Raw genomic sequence first — 22280 nt, forward strand, 5'->3', positions numbered from 1 at the left:
TGCTCCTAAACTTTATAAATATTCACATCGTCCTTTAGATGTTTGGCGATGTTATCCAAATTGTGAATAAATGCCATCATCTCTTTTATTCCACTTGAAAAAGTCGATGTAGTCCGATTTATTTCATTCATACTCTCAACGATTTGCTCAATACCAACTGCTTCTTGACGAATCGCCACCTCAATGTGCTGACTTGAAATCGAAGCTTCATTAAGCATTTTACTTAGAGTTTGAATGACTTGGCCTGCTTTCTCGATGAGCTTTGTACCTGAATCAAGAGTCTTCGTCCCTTCTTCTGTCACGGTGACCGCTTTTTCAGTGGTACGTCGAATATCCTCAAGAATTTTTTGTACCTGCACCGTTGACTGTTCTGATTGTTCTGCAAGATTTCTTACTTCCGTAGCTACTGCGGCAAAACCTTTTCCGGCTTCCCCGGCTTTTGATGCCTCAATCGATGCATTTAATGCCAACATCTTTGATTGTTGCGCTAGAGTATTTACTACTGAGGTAATGTCACCAATTTGTTGTGTGTGATTACTTAAATCAAGAATGGTTTGCGCTATAAGCTTCATTTTTTCTTCAGAGGCTTTAATGCCATTAATACTTTGTTCGATAGATTCAGTGCCGAGTTTCCCTTGTTCGTATGTATTTTTAGCTACTTCCCGCAGCACTTGTGCTTTCGTCATGGTTTGTTTTGAGCTCTTATCAATTTCTTCTAATGATGCGCTGATTTCATTGATAGCAGATGCTTGAGATGTAATTCCTTCTGCTTGTTCATTTGCGGAAGTGAGTACAGTCCCAACCATAGTGACGATGTCATTACTGACCGTAGTAATTTTTTTTGTAATTGATGCCAAGCCATCCGTCATCAAATTTAAATCTTTACCCAGATCCTGCAATATATCTTCTTTATCAATTTCAAGACGTTCCCTGAGATCTCCTGCCGCAACTTTACTGCTATGCAGCCTAAATTTTTTCGATGAATTAACAAGTTTATCAAATAGCTCCCGCGACTCTTCTTCCTTTTTGCGGAGGATTTCTTCATTTTTTCTAATTGCTTCCTGCATGGTTTTTAAAGATAAAAGCAATTTTCCTAATTTATCCGCCGATTGAATTTGGATGACTACATCACGTTCACCAGCAGCAATTCGTTCTGCTATGTTAATTGCTTTGTCTACAGGAACTGCAATGGATCGCTGCGTTAAATAAGGAACTAAAATTGTTAAAATAATAGTAATACTTAATAGCCAATAAGCGGATGTCTTTAAAGAGATTAAGCTTCTATTGATTTTATTTGTATTTTTTTCAATTTCATCCTTTAAAAGGATATATAATCCGTTACTTCTTTCACCTGATTCTGGAGAATAGGTCCCTAAAATAATATCAATCATTGCATTTTCAATGGCTCTTGTCTTATTTCTGCTGTTTTCTACATTATTTGGATCGTTGGGGTCTCGATGAGCATTTATTATTGATGATTGAACGTCATAAAGTGGGCGATATAACTCTTGTAATTTATCCCACTCTTCCTGCATTTTTTTATTACCAAGTGTGTGTATGGCGTGATCCCACTGGCTTCTAATATCATTGATTTGATCCCACAAACGTGCAAAATGTTCTCTAGCGTCTAGATCCCCTGTCATAGCCCAATGCTCCACTAGATCTTGAGCTTGAAAAATTTGACTATCAAGAATTTGGTGTAAGTTTTCACTACGAATTTTTTGACTTAGAAAGACCACTGTGTCTACCTTGGGTATCAAAAACATGATTAATATTAATAAAGGCAAGCCAAGAGTCATAAAGCCAATAAGTAATCGTGCGCGTATCGTAATAACAAAGCGTCGTTTATTACCATTAGTTTCCATGAGACTCTCCTGACTTGTATAAACGCATTTTAATTTCTTTGTTTAAGCTTGATATGATTGTTTCGACGTTAAGAATTGCAGTGACTGCTTGATGTAATCCTAGAATGTATTCTGGGTTAGCAACATTCGCAGCGGATAATGGAGTCGCTAATTGATCGGGTTGATAAACCTCACTGCCTTCAACACGATTAGCAAGCAAACCAAGAGTTATATTGTTTGCGTGGATAACGATAATAAATTCATTATCTTGTTTTGAATGATGCTCCGCATGATGAGGATGAAAAAATTTGATGAGATCAACTACTGTAATCAATGCTCCTCGCCAGTTGAATACCCCAGAGATAAAATTGGGTACAAAGGGAGGTAGCTCCATAGTGACATTATGCAAAATTTCTTGAACATATTGATAGGAAACTCCATAACTTTCATTTTGGCCAAGCCTGAAATGAACAAAAGAAATGCCATGATTTTTGCTGACATCAACTTCCTGTTTTGCGAGTTGTTTTGCTCTTGCTTGCAGAATTTGGATTGCGGCCTTACTTTTGGGCATCAATGTTGAAGCATTTTTTTGTTCATTAATCATCATTCAAAATCCTTTAGTTCACTATGGCTATCCAGTGAGAAATAGATTGCACCATCATGATGAAAAACAAGATTTGTCCCAGTTGTTACAATAGGATCTGATGCACCCAGTATAAGATAAGCGTTTTCCGCCATACAAGCACTTAGCTTTTTCATAATTTTTGCTGCAAGCTCATTATCAAAATAAATAAGCACATTGCGGCATAAGATTAAATCCACCTCAAATACTCCATTAATTACAGAGGGATAGCTGTTATCACATAAGTTAAGGTATTTAAATTGTACTAAATTGCGAATCTCGGGAGAAAGAGTATAAGTACGACCATTTTTCAGGAAATAACGTTGTAAGTATTGCTCAGGAATTGAACGCATGGACCATTGTCCATAAGTAGCTGCCGTTGCTTTTTGAAGTGCATTTGTATTGATATCAGTGCCTAATAAATAGAGATCCCATATATTAATATTGGGTATGAGCTCTGCCAATAGCATGGCGATGGTATATATTTCTTCGCCTGAAGAGCAACCGGCGCTCCAAATTTTTAAAGTAAAATCTCGTGACTTTTGTTTTATCAAATCCGGTAAAAGTTTGCTTTCAAGTAAATGCATTTGACTTTTATCACGAAAAAAATAACTTTCTCCTACTGTAATTGCTGCGACTAAATCGGCTAATAAAGATGAGTTACTGGAACAGTTATTTAATTGTTCCAAGTATTCTTGGGGTTGATAATTGAATTTATTGCATGTTGCTGCAATGGTTTTCGTTAATTCTTGAGCTTGATTCACATGGATTACTAGCCCATAGCGATTATGGATTAACTCCATAAATGCAGGTTCAAGTTTTTTTATGTCATTCAACATATTATTACCCATGTTATTACTCATGATTTGTACCCGATTGGTTGATTTCTTGCGCTAACTTTAGAGCAAAAACCCAATCGATGTCGATCAATAGTGAAACGCCTGTTTCTAGAGTGACAGCGCCAAAAAAAGGTGAGTTGTTATTTGTAAATTCTTCATGTACTTCGATTTGTTTTTCATCGATATCACTCAATCCAAGCACTTTGTCAACAATTAGACCAACTTGATGCGCCCCATCGGAGCAAAGTAGAATGGGTATATTTAAAGGATATATTTCATTTCGTGTCAAGCCAGTACACATTGCCAGGTCAAGTACAGGAATGCATTTATTTTTAAGATTCATTAGCCCTACAAAATAAATCGGACAAGACGGAACTATTTCAAGCATAGGCAAGGGCAGAATTTTCTCGATGTAGTGAAGATCCATACAGACCTGTACATCCTGCAAAAGAAAGTGGAGAACTGTAAGGTTCTTTTGGGGCACTTTATACCACTCCTTAAATATACATTGTAATTTAACAACATTGTAGAGCACATAAATCTGGATAGCAGATGGAGCTTAAATTGTTAATTCTATCTTATAGTTATAGACCTAATAAGATTGATTTACAAGACATACTCTAAGTGCTTTATAAATGAGTGTTAAATTAAAAAGAATCCCCTCTCCCACCTATATGGGAGAGGGGTAGGGGTGAGAGTTATTGGCGACAATCAATACCCTCATCCGCCCTGACGGGCACCTTCTCCCCAAAAGGGAGAAGGGAAACTCCATTATGCTGAGTCTGAATGATTAATAGTTCTCTTAGGATTCTTTATGTGCAAAATAATTTAAATCCAACTCGCGAGCTGCCTTTACATCATCCAGCCTTTTGACCGGTAGGGTGTGCGGTGCATCTTTAACCAAATTAGGATTTGATGCAGCTTCCTCTCTAATGGTCTTCATTACGTGTACAAATTGATCTAATTCTTCTTTACTTTCAGTCTCTGTAGGCTCAATTAGCAGACATTCTGGAATGAGCAACGGAAAATAAGTCGTTGGCGCATGCACTCCATAATCCAATAATCGTTTAGCAAAATCCATTGCGGTAACACCATACATTTTCTTCTCTGGACTTAAAGTGAGAATAAATTCATGAGAAGCACGTCGGCTTGGATAGGCTGCAGTAAAACCTGCTTTAGTGAGCTCTTTGAGCAGATAATTCGCATTCAATGTGGCATATTCCGAGACTCGGAGCAAACCTTCTTTACCGAGTACGCGCATATAGAAATAGGCACGCAGTAAAATGCCGGCATTTCCCATGAAACAGGACAAACGGCCAATACTTTGTGGATAATCTTGGCGAGTTGCCCATTGATATCCGGAATCCGTTTTTTTGACCACCGGCAATGGCATGAAGGGAAGCAATCGCTTGCCTACGGCTACAGGGCCAGCACCGGGGCCACCTCCACCATGAGGTGTGGCGAATGTTTTATGTAAGTTTAAGTGCATGACATCAAAACCCATGTCTCCAGGTCTTACTTTTCCCAGAATAGCGTTTAGATTGGCTCCATCGTAATATAATAAACCACCTGCCTGGTGAACAAGCGCTGCGATTTCTTTAATTTGGCGCATAAATAAGCCCAAAGTAGAGGGATTGGTAAGCATAATGCCTGCTGTTCTTGGACCCAGTTTGCTTTTTAATTCTTCAAGATCAATATCACCATCTGCTGCAGTCGATATTTCAACAATCTTAAAACCACACATGACTGCGGAAGCAGGGTTTGTACCATGAGCTGCATCAGGAATCAGCATTTCATCACGTGCTGTGTCGCCTCGAGATTGATGATAGGCTTTAATCATAGCAACCCCAGCAAATTCGCCTTGTGAACCCGCCATGGGTGTCAAAGAAACACCTGCCATACCTGTAATTTCAGCAATATGTTCTTGCAAGAAATATAATGGTTCCAAAAAACCCTGGCTATTTTCTTCTGTTGCTAGAGGGTGACGGTTAAGAAAATTCGGCATGGACGCTGCTTTGTGTACACCTCGAGGGTTGTATTTCATGGTACATGAACCCAGAGGATAAAAATTGCTGTCAATCGAGAAATTTTTATGGGATAAGCGAGTAAAATGCCTTACCACTTGCAATTCAGAGCAAGCAGGCATTTTCGGGGGCGTTTTTCGCTGCAATTCAGCAGGAATGGCGTATTTACTGGTCGAAATTTTGGGCGCTTGGGCAGCAGCCTGACGGTCTTTTTTAGATAATTCAAAAATCAACATAATTTGCCTTCCATTTTTTGAATAAATTCTTTAAGTTCAGCTCGATGAAGGACTGGAGTAAATTCAATAAATTGATACTCTGCGATCTCCGCCAGATGATATGGATCTTTTGCGAATATGGATTCAAGATAAGCTCGATCATTTGTAGCTGCAATGATGATGCCACCAGTACGTGGCTTCATAGGACCGGAAACCAGCAATAAACCTTGTTTATAGTAGTAATCAAGGAATTCTCTATGTGCTTGTAGGTACTTATCTACTTCACTAAGAGGAACTAAATAGGTTAACTGGATTACAAACATGAGTCACCTCGTTGAGACATGATGGATTTCAGCGTTTTTGCATAAAACGCTATTTCCTCTTCAGTACGCATTTCTGTGGCACAAATTAAAAGAGTATTGGTCAATTGAGGGTAATGAACTTCTAAAGGATAGCCTCCGGTTATACCTGCATCCGCTAATTGTTTTAAAACCTGTTCTACGGGTTGATTGAGTTTGAGCAATGCTTCGTGAAAATAAGGAGCAGTAAAAACCTGTTCTACACCATCAATTTGCTCTAGGGCTTCTACTAATTCATGAGTATTGTGGTGGCACTGGCTCGCAACCTGGCGTAATCCTTCTGCGCCCAAAAGGCTCATATGAATCGTGGCTGCGGTCACTAATAAGCCCTGGTTAGTACAAATATTTGAGGTTGCTTTGGCACGACGAATGTGTTGTTCACGTGCCTGTAAGGTTAAGGTAAACCCTCTTCTTCCATCTTTATCCAAAGTACATCCGATAATTCGTCCAGGCATCTGGCGTACATGAGCCATACGAGCACTTAAAAAACCAAAATAAGGGCCGCCTGATGCCATAGGTGAACCTAAAGGCTGCCCCTCACCACAGGCAATGTCTACACCATGTTTGCCCCAGGCTCCTGGTGGTTTTAATAAGGCCAGTGATACCGGGTTGACGCAGGCAACACTGACGGTTTTGTTTTGATGAGCCCAATCACTGAGTTCATCTACTTTTTCAAGGCAACCAAAAAAATTAGGTTGAGCAATAACCAGAGCCGTAATATCTTCTCCTGCATATTGTTCCAATGCAGCAAGAGGAGTAATGCCTTGTTTTTCATCAAAAGGTAAGGTAATCACTTCGATGTGTTGGTTTCTTAGAATTGTCTCAATGGTTTCACGGTAGAAGGGATGAATTGTCCCAGTGATCAATACGCGATTTGTTTTACTGTGTTTATTGATACGTACTGCCATTAAAATAGCTTCAGCGAGTGCTGTAGCGCCATCGTACATCGATGCGTTCGATACTTCCATTCCTGTTAATTCACAGATCATGGTTTGGTATTCGTATAGCAATTGCAAAGTGCCTTGACTGGCCTCGGCTTGATAAGGAGTATATGCTGTTAAGAATTCACCGCGAGAAGCAATATCCCACACTGCTGCAGGGATATGATGCTCATAACATCCTGCGCCCATGAAGCAGATTCCATTACGGTTTTTATTCGCCAGTTTTTGTGCTTCTTTTAACATATCCATTTCATTGATGCCGGCAGGTATATTTTGAAATCCTGCATATTGCAAAGACAATGGAATTTCATCAAATAAAGTTTGGGTGTCTTGCGCGCCAATGGCGTCAAGCATCATCTTGCTGTCTTCAGAAGTGTGTGGGATATAAGGCATGATTAATGTTCCTCAGCAATCTCATTTTGATATTGTTCAGCAGTTAATAAACTATCAATTTCATCAGGATGGCTAGGCTTCAGCTTGACAAGCCAGCCAGCAGCATAAGGGTCGGAATTGACAAGAGCGGGGTTTTCGACGACTACCTCATTGACAGCAGTAACGACACCACTTATGGGGGCATAGAAGTCAGAGGCAGCTTTTACTGACTCGACAACACCTAATTCTTCACCAGCGCTCACTTTATCACCTACTTCAGGTAACTCTACAAAGACCATGTCACCTAATAATTGTTGTGCATGATCAGTAATACCTATAGTTACTTCATTTTGTTCTTCTTTAAGCCATTCATGGGTATTTGTGAATTTTAATTCATTCATTAGTATTATCCTTATTTAATTATATAACCACTTAGGTTTTTTTACATTTCTACTATCTTGGCCAAACTATCCTGATTTTCTGCGCTCCGATGCTCACATACTTTATGTATGCTGCGCTTCAGTGCTCGAAAATCAGGCCATTTTGGCTCAAGCTAGCGAAATGGCCCATTTCTACTACCTTGGCCAAACTACCCTGATTTTCAGCGCTCCGATGCTCACATACTTTATGTATGCTGTGCTTCGGTGCTCGAAAATCAGGCCATTTTGGCTCAAGCTAGCGAAATGTAAATAAACCCTATTCAAATGCTTTAAAGTGCTTTTCCTGATTTAACAAAACGTGGCTTGCCTACTTTTGCTGGAACTAATTTGCCGCGAATATCAACCATAACTTCATCACCCGTTTCAACTGGAACCCTTGCTAAAGCAATGGATTTTTCCAGTGTTGGTGAGTAGCTTCCGCTAGTAATAATCCCATCTGCACAACCTGGAACGACTACTCTTTGTCCATGACGCATAATCCCTTTGTCTAACAAGGTAAGTCCTACCATTTTTCGCTTGAGTCCCATTTGTTTTTGGGAAAATAGGGCACCCATTCCGATAAAATCACGTTCTGTAGGCTCCCATTTAATGGTCCAGGCAAGCCCAGATTCTAAGGGACTGGTAGCAGTATCCATATCCTGGCCGTAAAGAAGCATACCCGCCTCCAGTCGAAGCGTATCTCGTGCACCCAATCCACAGGGGTGGACCCCCGCCTGTATTAAGTTATTCCATAGTTGCACTACGGACTCTTGAGGAACGATGATTTCAAATCCATCTTCTCCAGTATATCCAGTGCGTGCAAAAAACCATTGTTCAACATCAACACATTCAAAATGCGTCAGCGTAGATACCGCATCAATTTGCGCAGGATTAAGAATTTTCAATGTTTTTTCTATTGCATTAGGTCCTTGTATGGCAATCATCGCCAATTCTCTTCGTTCTTGTAGACCAACAGCAAACCCTTCGCTTTTTTTGCGAATCCAGGCCAAATCATTTTGTCTTGTTGCTGAGTTCAGGACAACTCTATAATTATCTGAAGCCCGTTGATAAACAATGAGATCGTCAAGAATTCCGCCATGTTCGTTGCACATGCAACTGTAAAGCGCTTTCCCATTGTGCTCGAGTTGATCCACGTCATTTGTTAACAGCTTACGTAAAAACTGGCGGCCTCCAGCACCAAGTATGTCAACAATCGTCATATGCGAGACATCAAACATGCCTGCATCTTTCCGAACGTAGTGATGTTCATTAATCTGAGATCCATAATGCAAAGGCATTTCCCAGCCATGAAAATCAACCATTTTAGCGCCACATGCTTGATGTGTGGCGTGAAGAGGGGTTCTAGCAATCATTGTACGTCCTTTTCAATTCACTTTGATGTGGGTGATTATACCTATTGCGATATATACTGTATATTGCATACTGCATATTTCTTAGGACTACTTTAATGATTGGGCTAAATGTTTGGCGTTGGATGCTGGATTTAGGATGGCTGCTCTTTCTTTTAATAATCTTTAGGCATTTTTGGCGTGATAGACAAATTTTGGTGCAGGCTCAATCATGGCTAAAGGTCAAAGGGTTTATTACCGCATGTGAATGGACGAAGGTAGGTCATAGTGTTTGGCCTAAAATTGAATACACTTATCAGGTTAATGATCAGAATTTGACAGGGGAATATTTGTTTTTAGATACGGCTCATAATAATCCTAATAGTAAATATTCTCGTGGGGTAGCGTATAAAGCAGCTGTGGCTTTCCAAGAAAATGAGGAAATTGATGTTTATTATAATCCTAATCACCCTGAACAATCTGCTTTAGACGTAACCATGCCAATCAAATTAAATATTATTTTGATTTTGATTGGCATGTTAATTGTTGTGCACCTGGGCCTTATTGCTTGGCGTTATTTGGGGTAGGTGGGCTTGCAGGTGGTGTTTTTGCTGGCGGTGTAGTCGTGGATGGTGTATTTGTAGCAGGAGTACTTGATGGTGGTGTACTTGCTGGCGTTGGTTCAATATCTTCTTCAACAATGCATTTACAAGAGGGTTTCGTTTCTACGGCCTGTAAATTGGTAATGCTGAATCCACGTACGCCTTGACCTGAAGGTGCGACCATAAAATTAATGGCTACTTTCAAATGTTGTCGTTGCTGATACTGAGGATTTTGATATACCACCAACAACCTCATAGTCGCTTTCCAATGTGTTGGATCAACATTAGTGATGACCGGGGGTTCAGTTGCTACAGAACTCACTTGATAAAGATTTTTTTGCACTGCTTCGGGCAATTTGGACGCATTTAAAGCATTGCTGAAGGCAATCCATCCATCAGCAGTAAAATATTTGGCTATTTTCTTTTGATCCTCAAGATAAGTTTGATAGCTATAGGTGTATGTAGCAACAATGGCTTCATTGACCCAAACCGATAACTCAGCCTGTTCAGATTGTGCGTAGCTTAATTGGAAAAAAATCGATAGTAGAAAAAAAGCTAATTTTTTGTTCATAAGCATGGTCCCTTTACCAAAAGTAGGTTTAAGTGTAACTCATTCAATGCATATAAAAAAATCCCCGGCTGCGCCGGGGCAAATTGGATGTTTGGATAATTATATCCAAACATTGCCCCGCTTAAGAGGGGGTAAAGCGGAGCTAAGCATTCGGGGGAAATGCTCACTATATTAGACACTGAAATTCCAAAAAAGTTCAACTTTTAATCAAATTATTCAAATTTAAATCATAAAAAATAAAATAAAAGAGTAACCTGCTGAATATTAAAGGATTTTAATAGTTAATCCGTTATTTCATTTTCAATTTTTTATCTTGAAACATTAGGGCCCTGTGATTTTTATTGAATTAAAAACGATATTGTAAATGGAAAAGCGTTATATTCAACCGCTTTAATCTACCGATTATGCCGTCTTTATGGTATTTTATTATCCTTAAACAAGCAGCTGAACTCGTCATGGTAGAGGAAAACTTCCTTAAGTTGATGCCATTAGATAACTCGCATCAATACAACTAATCCAGTGTCACAGTCTGAGATACAAGGACTTATATTGATGCTATGGTGAACTTCACTGCTTTTTTCAATTAAAAACGTACTGCGTGATTAAAGTTGCAGAGTGTATTTAGGTGTCGACAAGGTTATTAAGGGGGGCATGGTGCGAGAAAGTCGGTTCTACTTTGCTAATCCTGATAGATTTGGCCGATATATAAATCGTTGGGATTTGTTGCTCCTTATTCTTATTTTTTCAATATTATTTTTTTTGGGTTGGGCTGGCTCACAAATGGCGACCCCCTACCAATTAGGACAACAGATACCCATTTCTTTAGATCCTTCCAACCTACCCTTTTATGCATTACGTACGGTGCTTCGTATGTTTATTGCACTGTTTTTTTCAATCATTTTTACGTTCACTGTAGGACTTTGGGCAGCCAAAAATCGACGTGCGGAACAAATCATTATCCCTGCTATTGATATTTTGCAATCCATACCAGTCCTTAGTTTCTTGTCTATTACTGTGACTGGATTTATTCGCCTATTTCCCAACAGTTTATTGGGACCTGAATGTGCCTCCATTTTTGCAATTTTTTGTGCACAAGTATGGAATATGACTTTTGGTTTTTATCAATCATTAAAAACACTGCCTCATGATTTACAAGAAGTTTCTTCGATGTTCCGACTTTCGGCATGGCAGCGTTTCTGGAAACTGGAAGTTCCTTTTTCCATGTCGAGCTTGTTATGGAATATGATGGTCTCCATGTCTGCAAGTTGGTTCTTTGTGGTTTTATCTGAAGCAATTTCTGTAGCGCATCAGGACATCAGATTACCTGGAGTAGGGTCTTATATCGCTTTAGCAATTCAGCAGCGTGACATACATGCTGTGGGCTACGCCATTCTGGCCATGGTGATCGTTATTTTTTTATATGATCAGATATTTTTTCGACCATTAATTGCTTGGTCCGAAAAGTTCAAAACAGAGCCTTCCCATGATGAAGCTGAATATCAATCTTGGTTAGTGGATTGGATACGTGGAAGTCGATTAATGAAGCAGTTTGCTGAAATCATCAGTATTTTTACAGATCATTTTGTTAATGCGCGCTGGCTTAGAATAAATGAGCCTAAAGCAATTAAGGAAATTGATTTTAAAAGACAAAAGCGCCTAGACCGATTTTGGAGCATCGTGGTTATCATTTGTGTTTGCTCTGGAGGGTGGTTCTTATTGCGTTTTATCCTTGCAGAATTGAAAGTGAGTGATATCTTGCATGTGTTTTTGCTCGGTGCAGCAACAGGTACCCGGGTTCTTTGTTTGATTTTCATGAGTTCTTTGGTTTGGATTCCAGTAGGCGTGTGGATTGGATTAAGACCAAGAATCGCACAAAAAATACAACCTGTTATTCAATTTGTTGCAGCGTTTCCAGCAAATTTATTCTATCCTTTATTTGTGATTGCTATTGTAGCATTTCATTTAAATGTAGAAATATGGGTGACCCCACTCATGATTCTTGGAACCCAATGGTATATTTTATTTAATGTAATTGCCGGGGCTTCTACTATTCCTCGAGAGCTGTATCTTGCTGCAGACAATTTCGGTTTGAAAGGATGGGTTTGGTGGAAAAGATTGGCTTTGCCCGGAATTTTCCCTTTCTATATTACTGGCGCCATAACGGCGGCAGGTGGCGCATGGAACGCCAGTATTGTGGCAGAGTTTGTGAGTTGGGGGAATACGACACTGAGAGCCACCGGTTTAGGTGAGTACATTCAAGCCAGTACGGCAACAGGAGATTTTCCGAAAATTGCTTTGGGTACTGCGATGATGTGCCTATATGTGCTCACTTTTAATCATTTAATTTGGCGTCCGCTCTATCGGCTGGCGGAAGAACGTTTTAACTTTAATTAAAAGATACTTATGTCTGAAACCATTATTGCTATAGAAAGCTTGCGAAAGTCTTTTAAAAAAGCGGCAGAACAAAATTTGCTCGTACTTGAGGATGTGAATTTCAAGCTGCAAGAAGGTGAAATAGTCGCTTTATTAGGAAAATCCGGTTCTGGGAAATCTACTTTACTACGTATTATTGCCGGGCTTATAGCGCCCACAAGCGGAACAGTGACCTATCGAGGTAAACCTGTTACCAGCCCTGTTGCGGGTATTGCAATGGTATTCCAGTCTTTTGCGCTGATGCCATGGCTCACAGTATTAGAAAATGTGGAACTCGGCCTTGAAGCGCAAGGAGTAAGTCGCGAGGAGCGCAGGCATCGAGCGATTGAAGCGATTGATATTATTGGTCTTGATGGTTTTGAATCCGCATTCCCCAAAGAACTTTCTGGAGGAATGCGTCAACGCGTTGGTTTTGCGCGCGCGCTCGTCATTAATCCGGATGTTTTATTAATGGATGAGCCCTTTTCTGCACTGGATGTACTTACCGCAGAAAACCTGAAATCAGACTTGTTGGAATTGTGGAAAGAAAAGAAAACCAATACCAATGGAATTTTATTAGTGACGCATAATATTGAAGAAGCAGCTACATTAGCCGATAGAATTGTAATTTTTGGCAATGATCCCGGATACATTCGTGCTGAATTACCTGTCACTTTGCCGCAGCCACGCGATCCGGAATCTCCTGAGTTCCGGGCCTTGGTAGATAAAATTTATACCTTGATGACTACTGGTCCTAAAGAAAAGGCAAAACGTGCGCAAAGAGAACGGCAAATCGGTCTGGGATATCGCCTACCTGATGTAGAGCCTTCAGAATTGACTGGCTTGATTGAGACGATGACTTCTTTTGAGGAGCGGATTGATTTGCCAGAGCTTGCTGATGAGCTGATGATGAATATTGATGATCTGTTCCCTATTCTTGAAACCTTGGAAATATTAGGTTTTGCTAAAGTTTCTGCAGGGGATATTCAATTAAGTGATCTAGGCAAACAATTTGCTGACGCTGATCTCCAGGAGCGTAAGCAATTATTTGCACAAAGGCTATTGGAAAAAGTACCTCTTGCACGCCACATTCGACGGATTTTAGATGAAAAAGTAGGGCACAGAGTTTCCGAAGAACGGTTTTTGAGTAAGCTTGAAGATTATTTGAGTGAAAAAGAAGCCGAACGTGTATTGCGCACGATGATTGACTGGGGACGTTATGCTGAGATTTTTGCTTATGATTTTAATACCGGAATTTTAAGTTTGGAAAACCCGGGTAAAGGAATATAAAAACCTCACTTATATTCGGCGATTTTATATCAGCAACCCGGCTTCTGCTGTACTTCACTCAAGCTAAAATATCTATTTGGTAATGTCGCTAAAGTTTTTTATAGACTCGCAACTTAAATCTATCATGAGTTTTCTTTGAATTCATGTTTTTTGACCAAACCCAATGTACTGGATTTCTCAAGTCGTTTTGATGTCTCATCAAGGCATATCCTTCTCACCTTTATCTTCGGGAGTCTTGCGAAAAATAATGCGCAATTTGATCTATAATTGTCCATATATGCTCTAATTATAGTATAAAGTGACTGGAGCGATGTAAATGCCAGAAAGCGAAGTTGAAGAGATATGTGTGGTAGGCGCTGGATTAATGGGGCTATCTGCGGTTGCTTATTTAATGAAAAATATCAAAGAACATGGAGATCCTAAAAAAAAATATAAAATAACTTTAATTGAGAAGCGTAAAATCGCGTCCCTTGAAGATCAAGGAAGTGATCCCGAGAAGCAAATTAATCCCGATGAAGATTTTAATCGTTCGCAGAAAATTATTTCTGATTTAAATTTTTATAATTCATCATGGAATGCTATGTGCTTGGAGTTATTTGATCCATCAAATGTATATAGCATATCTGGTGAAAAGTTGGTTAGAAAGGATAGCAATGAGTACGGAAAGAAAGAGAGGCCATTGACGCATCGAGAACAAATTATCCAAAGAATATTAAGAACACCTGCAGACATAAGAGGGCTTCATTCGCTCTCTATTAAATCGATACAAAAAGCTCTAGCAGAGTATATTAAAGACCCTAATAACAAATCAGATAATATGGAAATAGTACTTAAAGATGATACAAGCATATCAGCAATTGAGTATGGCGATAACCAAAAGTCAACCTGTACAATCCAAACAGGAACTAATACTCCAGAAAAAATTAATTTTAATTCATTATTAATTTGTGAGGGTGAAAATAGAGAGATCATAAATAAAAAATTAAATCCTGCTTTAAAAGCACAAGGCGAAAGAGAAATTCAGTTTAATTCTTTTCCACACACAAACGAGTTTTATTGTGTTATTAGGCTAAAATTTAAAGATAGACCTGATTGGAGCCAACAACCCAAACGTTTAGATATAAAATTGTTGCAAGATGAATTTGAATGGGAAAAAGACAGTGAACCTGAGTATGCACTCAATACCAACCTGAGGTTTGGGATCAAAAAAGACAGATACCCATTTGGTTTTTCATGTGAAATTCCTGAAAAAATATTTAATATGCCTCATGGGAGTGAAGAAGAAAAGAAAGCAAGAGAGCAAGCAATCATAAATTGGTCGCTACATTTAGCTGCTCATGCTTATGGAACTTCAGTAGATAATTTAGAGTTTGATCCAATAGGGGGAGACCTAACGGAAAAACAGCGTATTTCAGCATTTTCACCAGATAGACAGTATTCCGACCAAGCTCTGATTGAGCATCCAGATGGAGATCGTACGATGCTTTTTGGTGATTGTATAAGATCTCCTTTCCATCCAAGAGGTGTCTCTGCATTAGGTGAAATGATCCGAGTAAAAGATGGAACGCGAGCTATCATTACTGGTTCAGATATTCAGGAGATTCGTAGGAAACATAACTTGTTCGTAAAGCATGAAGCGTGTAGCATTCAAGCGGATATTGCAGGAGTAAAAGATGATCCGTTTAGTCCAAAACCTGCAACATCTGAAATAGAAATTAATCTGATCGATGCAGTCAGAGCAGGCGATCTTGTACGAGTTTCTGATCTGTTACGACAGGGAGCAGATCCGAATATTGTAAATCCATCAGATGATACAGAAGTACCGCTTTATATTGCTATTTCTAGTGGAAATTTAGAAATTGCAGATGCATTATTGAAAAATGGGGCTGATCCTAATTTGCGTCCATTTCCACTTGAAATCGCCATTAAAAACGGTAATTTGAATGCAATAAATATGCTATTGTTGTACGGCTGCGATCCTGACTACGTCAAAGATATTGTTAATATAGCGTTAACTTCAAATAACAAGGATATCATTACTATACTCATTTTTGGTGGAGTTAACTCTTATAAACTTCTGTCGGAATTAAAAAATAGATCAACAGATAATTCAAATCCTATGGTAACCCATATAGAAAGAATAAAAGAATTAAAATATAATTTCGAAAGGACACAATCAAGTATTAGTGTCGAATCAGTAAGAGAGAGGCCTTCAAAATATTATATAGCAGCTCGAGAGAATGCATATTCTCAGCTTCGTTCTATGTGTGAAAGTATCGATTTATTAGAGATCTTCAAGTCCTCACAACTTGAAGATACATTAAATAATATATCTGAAAAGTTCAAAGAGATTACTGTTAAAAATAAATGTATCGATTATTTAGATTCGCTAATGAGTACTCTTTACATTTATAACAATGGTATCGATGAAGTTAAAGAAGGGTTCGAAAAAGCTTATAAGCAAATTCCAACAACTAATAATTTTGAACAGATACTTGAAGATTTTCGGAATCATTGTAATTCATCAACGCTCTCTACTAGGTCTAAAGAAAAGCTTAATAACAGGATTGATGAGATTCTAAATGAAATTACACCAAAAAAACCGGTGCAGAGTGAAATTGATACTTCTGTGACCGGAAAAAAAGATCAAGAACGTGCTGAATCCCCAGAATTACCTGAGCTACAACCATTAAAAGAAAAAGATCATACTGAGAACCCTAAAAAAACCGAACAAGTTAGAAGTTTCAATCCTTTTAAGAAGTTAAAGGATCAGTTTTTCAAAATTGTTAGAGAAGAAACAGATTTGCCTGAGAGTGATGGACTAGATTTGTCTAAGAATAATAAGAGTGATTCTTTTAAGAAGTTAAAGGATCAGTTTTTCAAAATTGTTAGAGAAGAAACGGATTTGCCTGAGAGTGAAGAATTGTCTAAAGAGGATAAGTCAAAAACACTACAGTGAAAAATAACGCATGGTTTGAATCTTCTTTAATGTGTAGTTTAAATGAGATCTAAAAGTCACCTTTTTTTCAAGAAAATCCCTAATATTTTACCTTCTGAGTACATTGAGTCATCGATTAGCACGTCTGTTTATTGCAAATAGGATTGTAAGTATTAATACCGTTTGTAAGCAAACGGATACTTGATTTTTAACCCCGGCATTTTAAGTTTGGAAAACTCGGGTAAAGATGGGTAGTAAGAATTTTATTTATGTTTCGTTCAACTCGAGCGCTGTATAGTTAAAATACCGAGTCTCGCTTCGCTGCATCCACGCTCGATAATTGTTAGTTCAAAGAACACTTAAATTAAAGCGAATAATTCGCTATTATTTGTTCAAGCTGATCTAAGGTTATTTAACATGGAATTTAAAAGAGAATATGATGAGCACTTCAAAATTATCCTTCTAGGGGACAACGCGGTTGGAAAATCCTGTTTGATGCTTACTTACTGTGGTGGAACCCTTCACCTTTCTGATGAATATATGGACACAATGGGGGTTGATCAGCAAATAAAAAAGGTTAATGCCTTTAATAAAAAAATACAATTACGTATCTGGGACGCATCGGGAGCTCCAAAATTACAAGAAAAAGTAATAGGATCCTATTTTAGCAGTGTAGATGGCGCCTTGATTTGTTTTGATCTAACCCGAATAGAAACTTTGCAGCATACGAGAAAATACGTTGAGCATTTAAGAGCAACTAAAAAAGATGCACCTATGATAATCATTGGTTGCAAAGCAGATTTGGACCAACGACGAGCAATATCCGCTGAACAAGCAAAGGACTTTGCTAATGAATTGGGACTCGATTATTTAGAAGTTTCCGCTCTCAAAAAAGTGAATATTGATGAACCATTTACCCGAATCCTTAAGCAAATATATATTTACAAGCAATTAAATAAGGTAAAACCCACTCTAGAAGGGTATTTAAATGATTATTTAAAATTCACTAATCCCAAAAATCAGGCAAATTTCTTTATAGAACAAGGCGTGTCTTTAAGCAAGGAAGAAGAGAAGCTAAGAGCTGAATATAAAACTCTCTTTGGAAAATTATTTGCTTGCAGAAGCATAGAAGATTTAGTTGAGTTATGTGGAAAAGCATCCGAGTACCTGGAAAATGCAAATGATCTTCATGAACGTGACAATCCCGTTTTAAGTAGTTTTGTATCAAGTCCTCTCTCAAAAGCGTTGAAGCAAACATTAAATGTTTTAACGAATATGTTAGGAGAAATGATGGGTATATCCACTACAAAAGCATTGATAGCTCAGAGAAAAACCGTGGCTCATGCACTTTAAATACAACAGCGCGTTCATGTACGTAAACGTATGCGTGCCCGAAGCGGGGCCTATATTACAAATGGAACATCGTTTTGGAGAATAACCTTTGATTTTGTCAGGCCAAGGCCCATAGCCGTCAGGCTAAGGAAAAACTCATTTAACACACCCTCATCCTAGCCCTCTCCCGCAAGCGGGAGAGGGGATTTTTTAGTTGATTTTGTTTTTTTATCCCCTCGCCCCTTTGGGGAGAGGGTTAGGGTGAGGGGGTTTAAGCATATTTTTCTTAGCCTGACGGCTATGGGCCAAGGCCTGACCTACTTTTAAAGCTGGATCTCAGGATACTTGGATCATTTTGATCAACACAATAATCTAAACATCGGCTTTTTCGAGCACGCTCATGGGCACGTATACGTTTACGTAAAGTGAATTACCCTTTCCGTGTAAGGTAATTCAATATTTCCAATAAACGCTCTGGACTACCAGCCATTTGTAAGTCTGTTTTATATTTATTATTCACTACAAAAGCAGGAACAGCATTAATTTGGTAAGTGCCCATGAGGCTCATGCCATTTTGTACACGCATATCGATTGTTGGCGAATTTTCAAAAGCACTTTTTGCAATTTCCTTATCGACACCTTGGGTAATAAAGAAATTGATCATCGCTTGTTTTGAATCTAAGGATTTTCTCTCTTCTTGTATGGCTTTAAAGAGTAAGGGGTCCATTTTATCAGAAAGAGCAAGTGTTTTTGCAGTGTAATAGGCTTTAGCATAAAGCTCCCAAGAGGGTTTGAAGACTACAGGAACGCGTTCGAATTGAATGTTATTACCCATTTTGCTAACCCATACATCGAGCGGCGCTTCTATTTTGTAACACCAGGGGCAGCCATAACTAAAAAACTCTTCAATGATGGGGGTTTTATTCTTATTGTTAGTTGCTTGGGAATTGCTAACAACTTGATAATCCTTACCTTCAACAAATGACGCCGCTAGGGCCATTGCGGGTAAGAGCAAGAATACAGCGATTAATTTTTTTAACATAATTTAGTTTTCCTAATGTAACCCTTCAATATAATGTGCAACTGCTTCCATATCATACTGGCTCATTCTACTGCTAATATCTTGCATGATATGGTTTAAATCGTTTTTCCGTTTACCGTCTTTAAATGCATTTAATTGCAATACGGTATAAGCAGCATGTTGACCCGAAAGCACAGGGAAACCTGCTTGGGAATTACCTGTTCCTTTAGGGCCATGGCAGGCAATGCACGCTGTAATCCTTTTTGTAAAATCTCCTCCACGGTAAATTTGTTCACCACGTTTAAGAAATTTTTCGGGTGTGCTGCCTTGCGCAAGAGGCATTTTAGCATAATATGCAGCCAAGTCATCCATATCCTGCTCGTTCAGCATGGCAACCAGAGCACGCATAGTCGGCACGTCACGTTGGGTACCCTCTTTTATGTCTTTAAGTTGTTTTATAAAGTATTTGGGATGTTGTCCGGCGATATTAGGCCAGTCAGGATTTGGACTATTGCCCTGTAGGCCATGACATGCAGTACAAACTGCTACCTTATTTGCAGTAGACTTCTTTCGAAACTCTACTGAGGACAACTGCGTTGTCGGTACAGTGCTCGAATCCTCATGTACTAACGTGTACACTCCGGTTCTGTGCTCCGTTCCCCCTGGAATTTGTCTCTCTGCAGCGAGTTTCGAAAGAAGTCTAGTGTTTTCTTGGGCAAAAAGGATGAGTGGTACGCAGAGAATAAAAGTGAGTACAAATTTTTTCATCGATTTCTCATAATAAATTCTTGAAGTAATGGTACACTGCCTTGGTTGAAATTCGAAATATTATAACCCATATGTCAGAAAATCCTTATTCTAAAGCAGTATTCTTAAAAAGTGCTGCACGTGTATCTCATTTGCCTGAGGACTCAGGATATGAAGTTGCTTTTGCTGGCCGCTCGAACGCAGGCAAATCCAGCGCATTAAATTGTTTAACGGGCATTAAAAATTTGGCAAGAACCAGTAAAACACCTGGACGTACCCAGTTAATTAATTTATTTGGGATCGATGAAGAGCGCCGTCTTGTTGATTTACCGGGTTATGGCTATGCCAAAGTTGCCTTACAAGTGAAAATGGATTGGCAAAAAAATTTAGCGCATTATTTGGAAGTCAGAAAAAGCTTAAAAGGGTTGATTTTATTAATGGACATTCGCCATCCTTTAAAAGATCTGGACGTGATGATGATCGATTGGGCTATAGATCGAGAGCTGCCAGTCCATATTTTGCTGACTAAGTCAGATAAATTAAGTCGTAGTGATGTAAAGAATACGGTACTTAAAGTGCGTAAGCACTATGAGTTGGCGGAGCATTTAATCACAGTTCAATCTTTTTCTTCATTGAAGAAAGACGGGGTTAACGAATTAATTGCTTTGTTAAATCAATGGCTTAATTGGAATAAATGCGCGAAAATGAAACAAAGTGAATAATTTTCTCAAGTAATAGAAATTTCTTATTTTGGTTTTTGAGCAATATTTTGACAGCTCTATTGCTAAATAGCCCTGAAATGTGTAAACAGAAGAGTAAAAGAAGTTATGATAAATTTTTAATCTGAGAAATATTTGTTTTTGACGCGAAAAATTAAAAGTTTCTTTCATGGCTAAGTATATTTTTTAATTTTTACATAGGATATGTTTCATGCGTTCCAAACCGATGCGTTTTTTTTCGAGTACAAAAACTAATCCCGTTCATCCTAAAGTGTGGTTTGACCAACAATTATATCTCAGTGGTTTAAAAGGAAAATTTCTACCAAAAACGTTAGTAGATACTCAGTCGTCAGCCAAAGTTTTCTATAATAGAAAATACTTCAATAATCTGTCTGAAGTTTCGGATTCATTAAAAAAAATACCCGCAATTAATGTGGATGGTGATCGAGAAGTCTATAAGCAAAATGGTGAGCGAGTTGAGGATGGACCTAAGTTTTTTTCACAAATCCCCGATGATCACCCTGAATTTTTATCTCCTGCTAAAAGATTAACAGCGGCAAAAAAAATTATTTCCTCTAACAGTCTGATATTGGGATGCGGAGGATATCCTCATACTAACCCCTTGAGTTTATATAAAATTCCATTTAAAGCATCGATTTTTTCATTGGCAGGTGCTGCTTTTGAAAACAGCTACCTTCATAGTAGATTGTTCATGCTGGATCCTTATAATCCTAAAATTACAACCAACGCATTCAGCCATTTATATAAAAATACTCCTGTTGATTTTGCTGACGCTAAAAAGGAGCTTGGAACTTATGATTTAAATTCATCTATGACCCGTATAAGAGTAGGATTTCCTTTACTCGGCCGTACTTCATCTGGTTTTTATTATCCTACATTTGGTAAGGCAAATGCAGTTATTTTTTTAACAAGCGCCTATTTTCAACATCAGTTGGAAGACATCTCATTACTCCTTACCTCGATAAATGAATCGGCTAAAGAAGCTGGAAAGCCTGCTTTCTTAAAAGCAACAGCTGTAGGTATGGGTTTTTTTGCTAAGGTCGATGGTTCTTATAGCATCCAGCATATCCTTTTCCCTTACTATGTACGTGCATTTAAAAAATTGATTACTGAAAACTCTTATTCCTGGATAGCAAAAATTGAATTTCCTGTTTTCGATGAAACGCAACAAATGCAATTTGATGATATTTTCGATACCTCCGAGGGTGCGGTTGATGTCTCCAGAAGTACCCGTGATGTATTAAAATTTACTGAGGAAGAGCAAAAAAAATATTTCATTAGCGTCATAAACCCTTCTGATGCTTTTGCTTATACAGGCAATGAATGGGGTTATGGAAGTGTTGAGGCGATGATTGGCCTTAATAGTTCTTTACGTTTGGATCAGGTTTCTCATGCCAATCCAATGCTTTTAGATTCGGCTCATTATGTTGGAATTGACATTCATGAGGATTACAGTACTGATATTCATAAGGAAAAATCTCTATCTCCTATATAATTTTGGGACGAATTTAAAAACTCAAGATATTAAGAAAGGAGGACTTAAGTAATGTCTTAGGTAGTCTATGGCCTCGATGATTTTAAGAGGCAGTTTTATAATAAAGGGAATAATTCTCTTACTCTACTTCATATAACTCATAAATTAA

19 protein-coding genes are annotated in these 22280 nt (G+C 38.5%); 7 read left to right on the forward strand and 12 right to left on the reverse strand.

Annotated elements, in window-relative coordinates; translation table 11 throughout:
- Nucleotides 1-5 precede the first annotated feature (5 nt).
- The 9 genes from Lstg_RS04130 to gcvT all read right to left on the reverse strand — a co-directional run bounded on the left by Lstg_RS04130 (nt 6) and on the right by gcvT (nt 9008).
- Nucleotides 6-1865: a methyl-accepting chemotaxis protein gene (locus Lstg_RS04130; RefSeq protein WP_058476399.1), complete on the reverse strand. Its 1860-nt coding sequence runs from the start codon at nt 1863-1865 to the stop codon at nt 6-8.
- Nucleotides 1855-2451 carry a chemotaxis protein CheW gene (locus Lstg_RS04135; RefSeq protein WP_058476400.1) on the reverse strand — a complete coding sequence of 199 codons (597 nt, stop codon included), beginning with the start codon at nt 2449-2451 and terminating at the stop codon, nt 1855-1857. Before Lstg_RS04135 ends, Lstg_RS04130 begins: the two co-directional genes overlap by 11 nt.
- On the reverse strand, nt 2448-3329 hold the full coding sequence (locus tag Lstg_RS04140) for a CheR family methyltransferase (protein WP_238585368.1): 882 nt from the start codon (nt 3327-3329) through the stop codon (nt 2448-2450). The genes Lstg_RS04135 and Lstg_RS04140 overlap by 4 nt, the downstream gene beginning before the upstream one ends.
- Nucleotides 3322-3789, reverse strand: coding sequence for a CheW domain-containing protein (locus Lstg_RS04145; protein WP_115324580.1), 468 nt, complete (start codon nt 3787-3789; stop codon nt 3322-3324). The genes Lstg_RS04140 and Lstg_RS04145 overlap by 8 nt, the downstream gene beginning before the upstream one ends.
- Before the next feature lie 318 nt (nt 3790-4107).
- A complete protein-coding gene (gene gcvPB, locus Lstg_RS04150; protein ID WP_058476403.1) occupies nt 4108-5565 on the reverse strand; it encodes an aminomethyl-transferring glycine dehydrogenase subunit GcvPB in 1458 nt (485 codons plus the stop codon).
- On the reverse strand, nt 5559-5867 hold the full coding sequence (locus Lstg_RS04155; RefSeq protein ID WP_058476404.1) for a YciI family protein: 309 nt from the start codon (nt 5865-5867) through the stop codon (nt 5559-5561). The genes gcvPB and Lstg_RS04155 overlap by 7 nt, the downstream gene beginning before the upstream one ends.
- Entirely contained in the window at nt 5858-7237 is a 1380-nt protein-coding gene (gene gcvPA, locus Lstg_RS04160; protein ID WP_058476405.1) for an aminomethyl-transferring glycine dehydrogenase subunit GcvPA, read from the reverse strand. Before gcvPA ends, Lstg_RS04155 begins: the two co-directional genes overlap by 10 nt.
- 2 nt (nt 7238-7239) lie before the next feature.
- The gene (gene gcvH, locus Lstg_RS04165; protein ID WP_058476406.1) at nt 7240-7617 is read right to left on the reverse strand and encodes a glycine cleavage system protein GcvH; all 378 of its coding nucleotides are present in this window, start codon (nt 7615-7617) and stop codon (nt 7240-7242) included.
- Between the two features lie 308 nt (nt 7618-7925).
- Nucleotides 7926-9008 carry a glycine cleavage system aminomethyltransferase GcvT gene (gcvT, locus tag Lstg_RS04170; protein ID WP_058476407.1) on the reverse strand — a complete coding sequence of 361 codons (1083 nt, stop codon included), beginning with the start codon at nt 9006-9008 and terminating at the stop codon, nt 7926-7928.
- A 95-nt stretch (nt 9009-9103) separates the two neighbouring features.
- Here gcvT and Lstg_RS04175 point away from each other — a divergent pair, with 95 nt between their 5' ends.
- Nucleotides 9104-9571, forward strand: coding sequence for a DUF3592 domain-containing protein (locus Lstg_RS04175; protein WP_058476408.1), 468 nt, complete (start codon nt 9104-9106; stop codon nt 9569-9571).
- On the opposite strand, the gene Lstg_RS04180 is transcribed toward Lstg_RS04175, so the two are convergent.
- A complete protein-coding gene (locus tag Lstg_RS04180; protein ID WP_058476409.1) occupies nt 9546-10157 on the reverse strand; it encodes a DotI/IcmL family type IV secretion protein in 612 nt (203 codons plus the stop codon). The two genes, Lstg_RS04175 and Lstg_RS04180, sit on opposite strands and share 26 nt — an antisense overlap.
- A gap of 654 nt (nt 10158-10811) precedes the next feature.
- On the opposite strand from Lstg_RS04180, the gene Lstg_RS04185 reads away from it, so the two are divergent.
- The 4 genes from Lstg_RS04185 to Lstg_RS04200 all read left to right on the forward strand — a co-directional run bounded on the left by Lstg_RS04185 (nt 10812) and on the right by Lstg_RS04200 (nt 18150).
- Nucleotides 10812-12551 carry an ABC transporter permease gene (locus Lstg_RS04185; protein WP_115324598.1) on the forward strand — a complete coding sequence of 580 codons (1740 nt, stop codon included), beginning with the start codon at nt 10812-10814 and terminating at the stop codon, nt 12549-12551.
- A gap of 9 nt (nt 12552-12560) precedes the next feature.
- Nucleotides 12561-13859: an ABC transporter ATP-binding protein gene (locus Lstg_RS04190; protein WP_058476411.1), complete on the forward strand. Its 1299-nt coding sequence runs from the start codon at nt 12561-12563 to the stop codon at nt 13857-13859.
- A gap of 316 nt (nt 13860-14175) precedes the next feature.
- Complete coding sequence (locus tag Lstg_RS04195) at nt 14176-16818, forward strand: ankyrin repeat domain-containing protein (protein WP_058476412.1); 2643 nt, start codon at nt 14176-14178, stop codon at nt 16816-16818.
- 396 nt (nt 16819-17214) lie between these two features.
- A complete protein-coding gene (locus Lstg_RS04200) occupies nt 17215-18150 on the forward strand; it encodes a Rab family GTPase (protein WP_058476413.1) in 936 nt (311 codons plus the stop codon).
- A gap of 409 nt (nt 18151-18559) precedes the next feature.
- On the opposite strand, the gene Lstg_RS04205 is transcribed toward Lstg_RS04200, so the two are convergent.
- Both Lstg_RS04205 and Lstg_RS04210 read right to left on the reverse strand, forming a co-directional pair.
- Nucleotides 18560-19171 (reverse strand): thiol:disulfide interchange protein DsbA/DsbL, encoded by a 612-nt coding sequence (locus tag Lstg_RS04205; protein WP_058476414.1) that lies wholly within the window; start codon nt 19169-19171, stop codon nt 18560-18562.
- A 12-nt stretch (nt 19172-19183) separates the two neighbouring features.
- Complete coding sequence (locus Lstg_RS04210; protein WP_058476415.1) at nt 19184-19918, reverse strand: c-type cytochrome; 735 nt, start codon at nt 19916-19918, stop codon at nt 19184-19186.
- 71 nt (nt 19919-19989) lie between these two features.
- Here Lstg_RS04210 and yihA point away from each other — a divergent pair, with 71 nt between their 5' ends.
- Entirely contained in the window at nt 19990-20619 is a 630-nt protein-coding gene (gene yihA / locus Lstg_RS04215; protein WP_058476441.1) for a ribosome biogenesis GTP-binding protein YihA/YsxC, read from the forward strand.
- A 208-nt stretch (nt 20620-20827) separates the two neighbouring features.
- Nucleotides 20828-22132 (forward strand): hypothetical protein, encoded by a 1305-nt coding sequence (locus tag Lstg_RS04220; protein WP_058476416.1) that lies wholly within the window; start codon nt 20828-20830, stop codon nt 22130-22132.
- Nucleotides 22133-22280 lie beyond the last annotated feature (148 nt).

The sequence above is a fragment of the Legionella steigerwaltii genome (assembly GCF_001468065.1).
Classification (GTDB): Bacteria; Pseudomonadota; Gammaproteobacteria; order Legionellales; family Legionellaceae; genus Legionella; species Legionella steigerwaltii.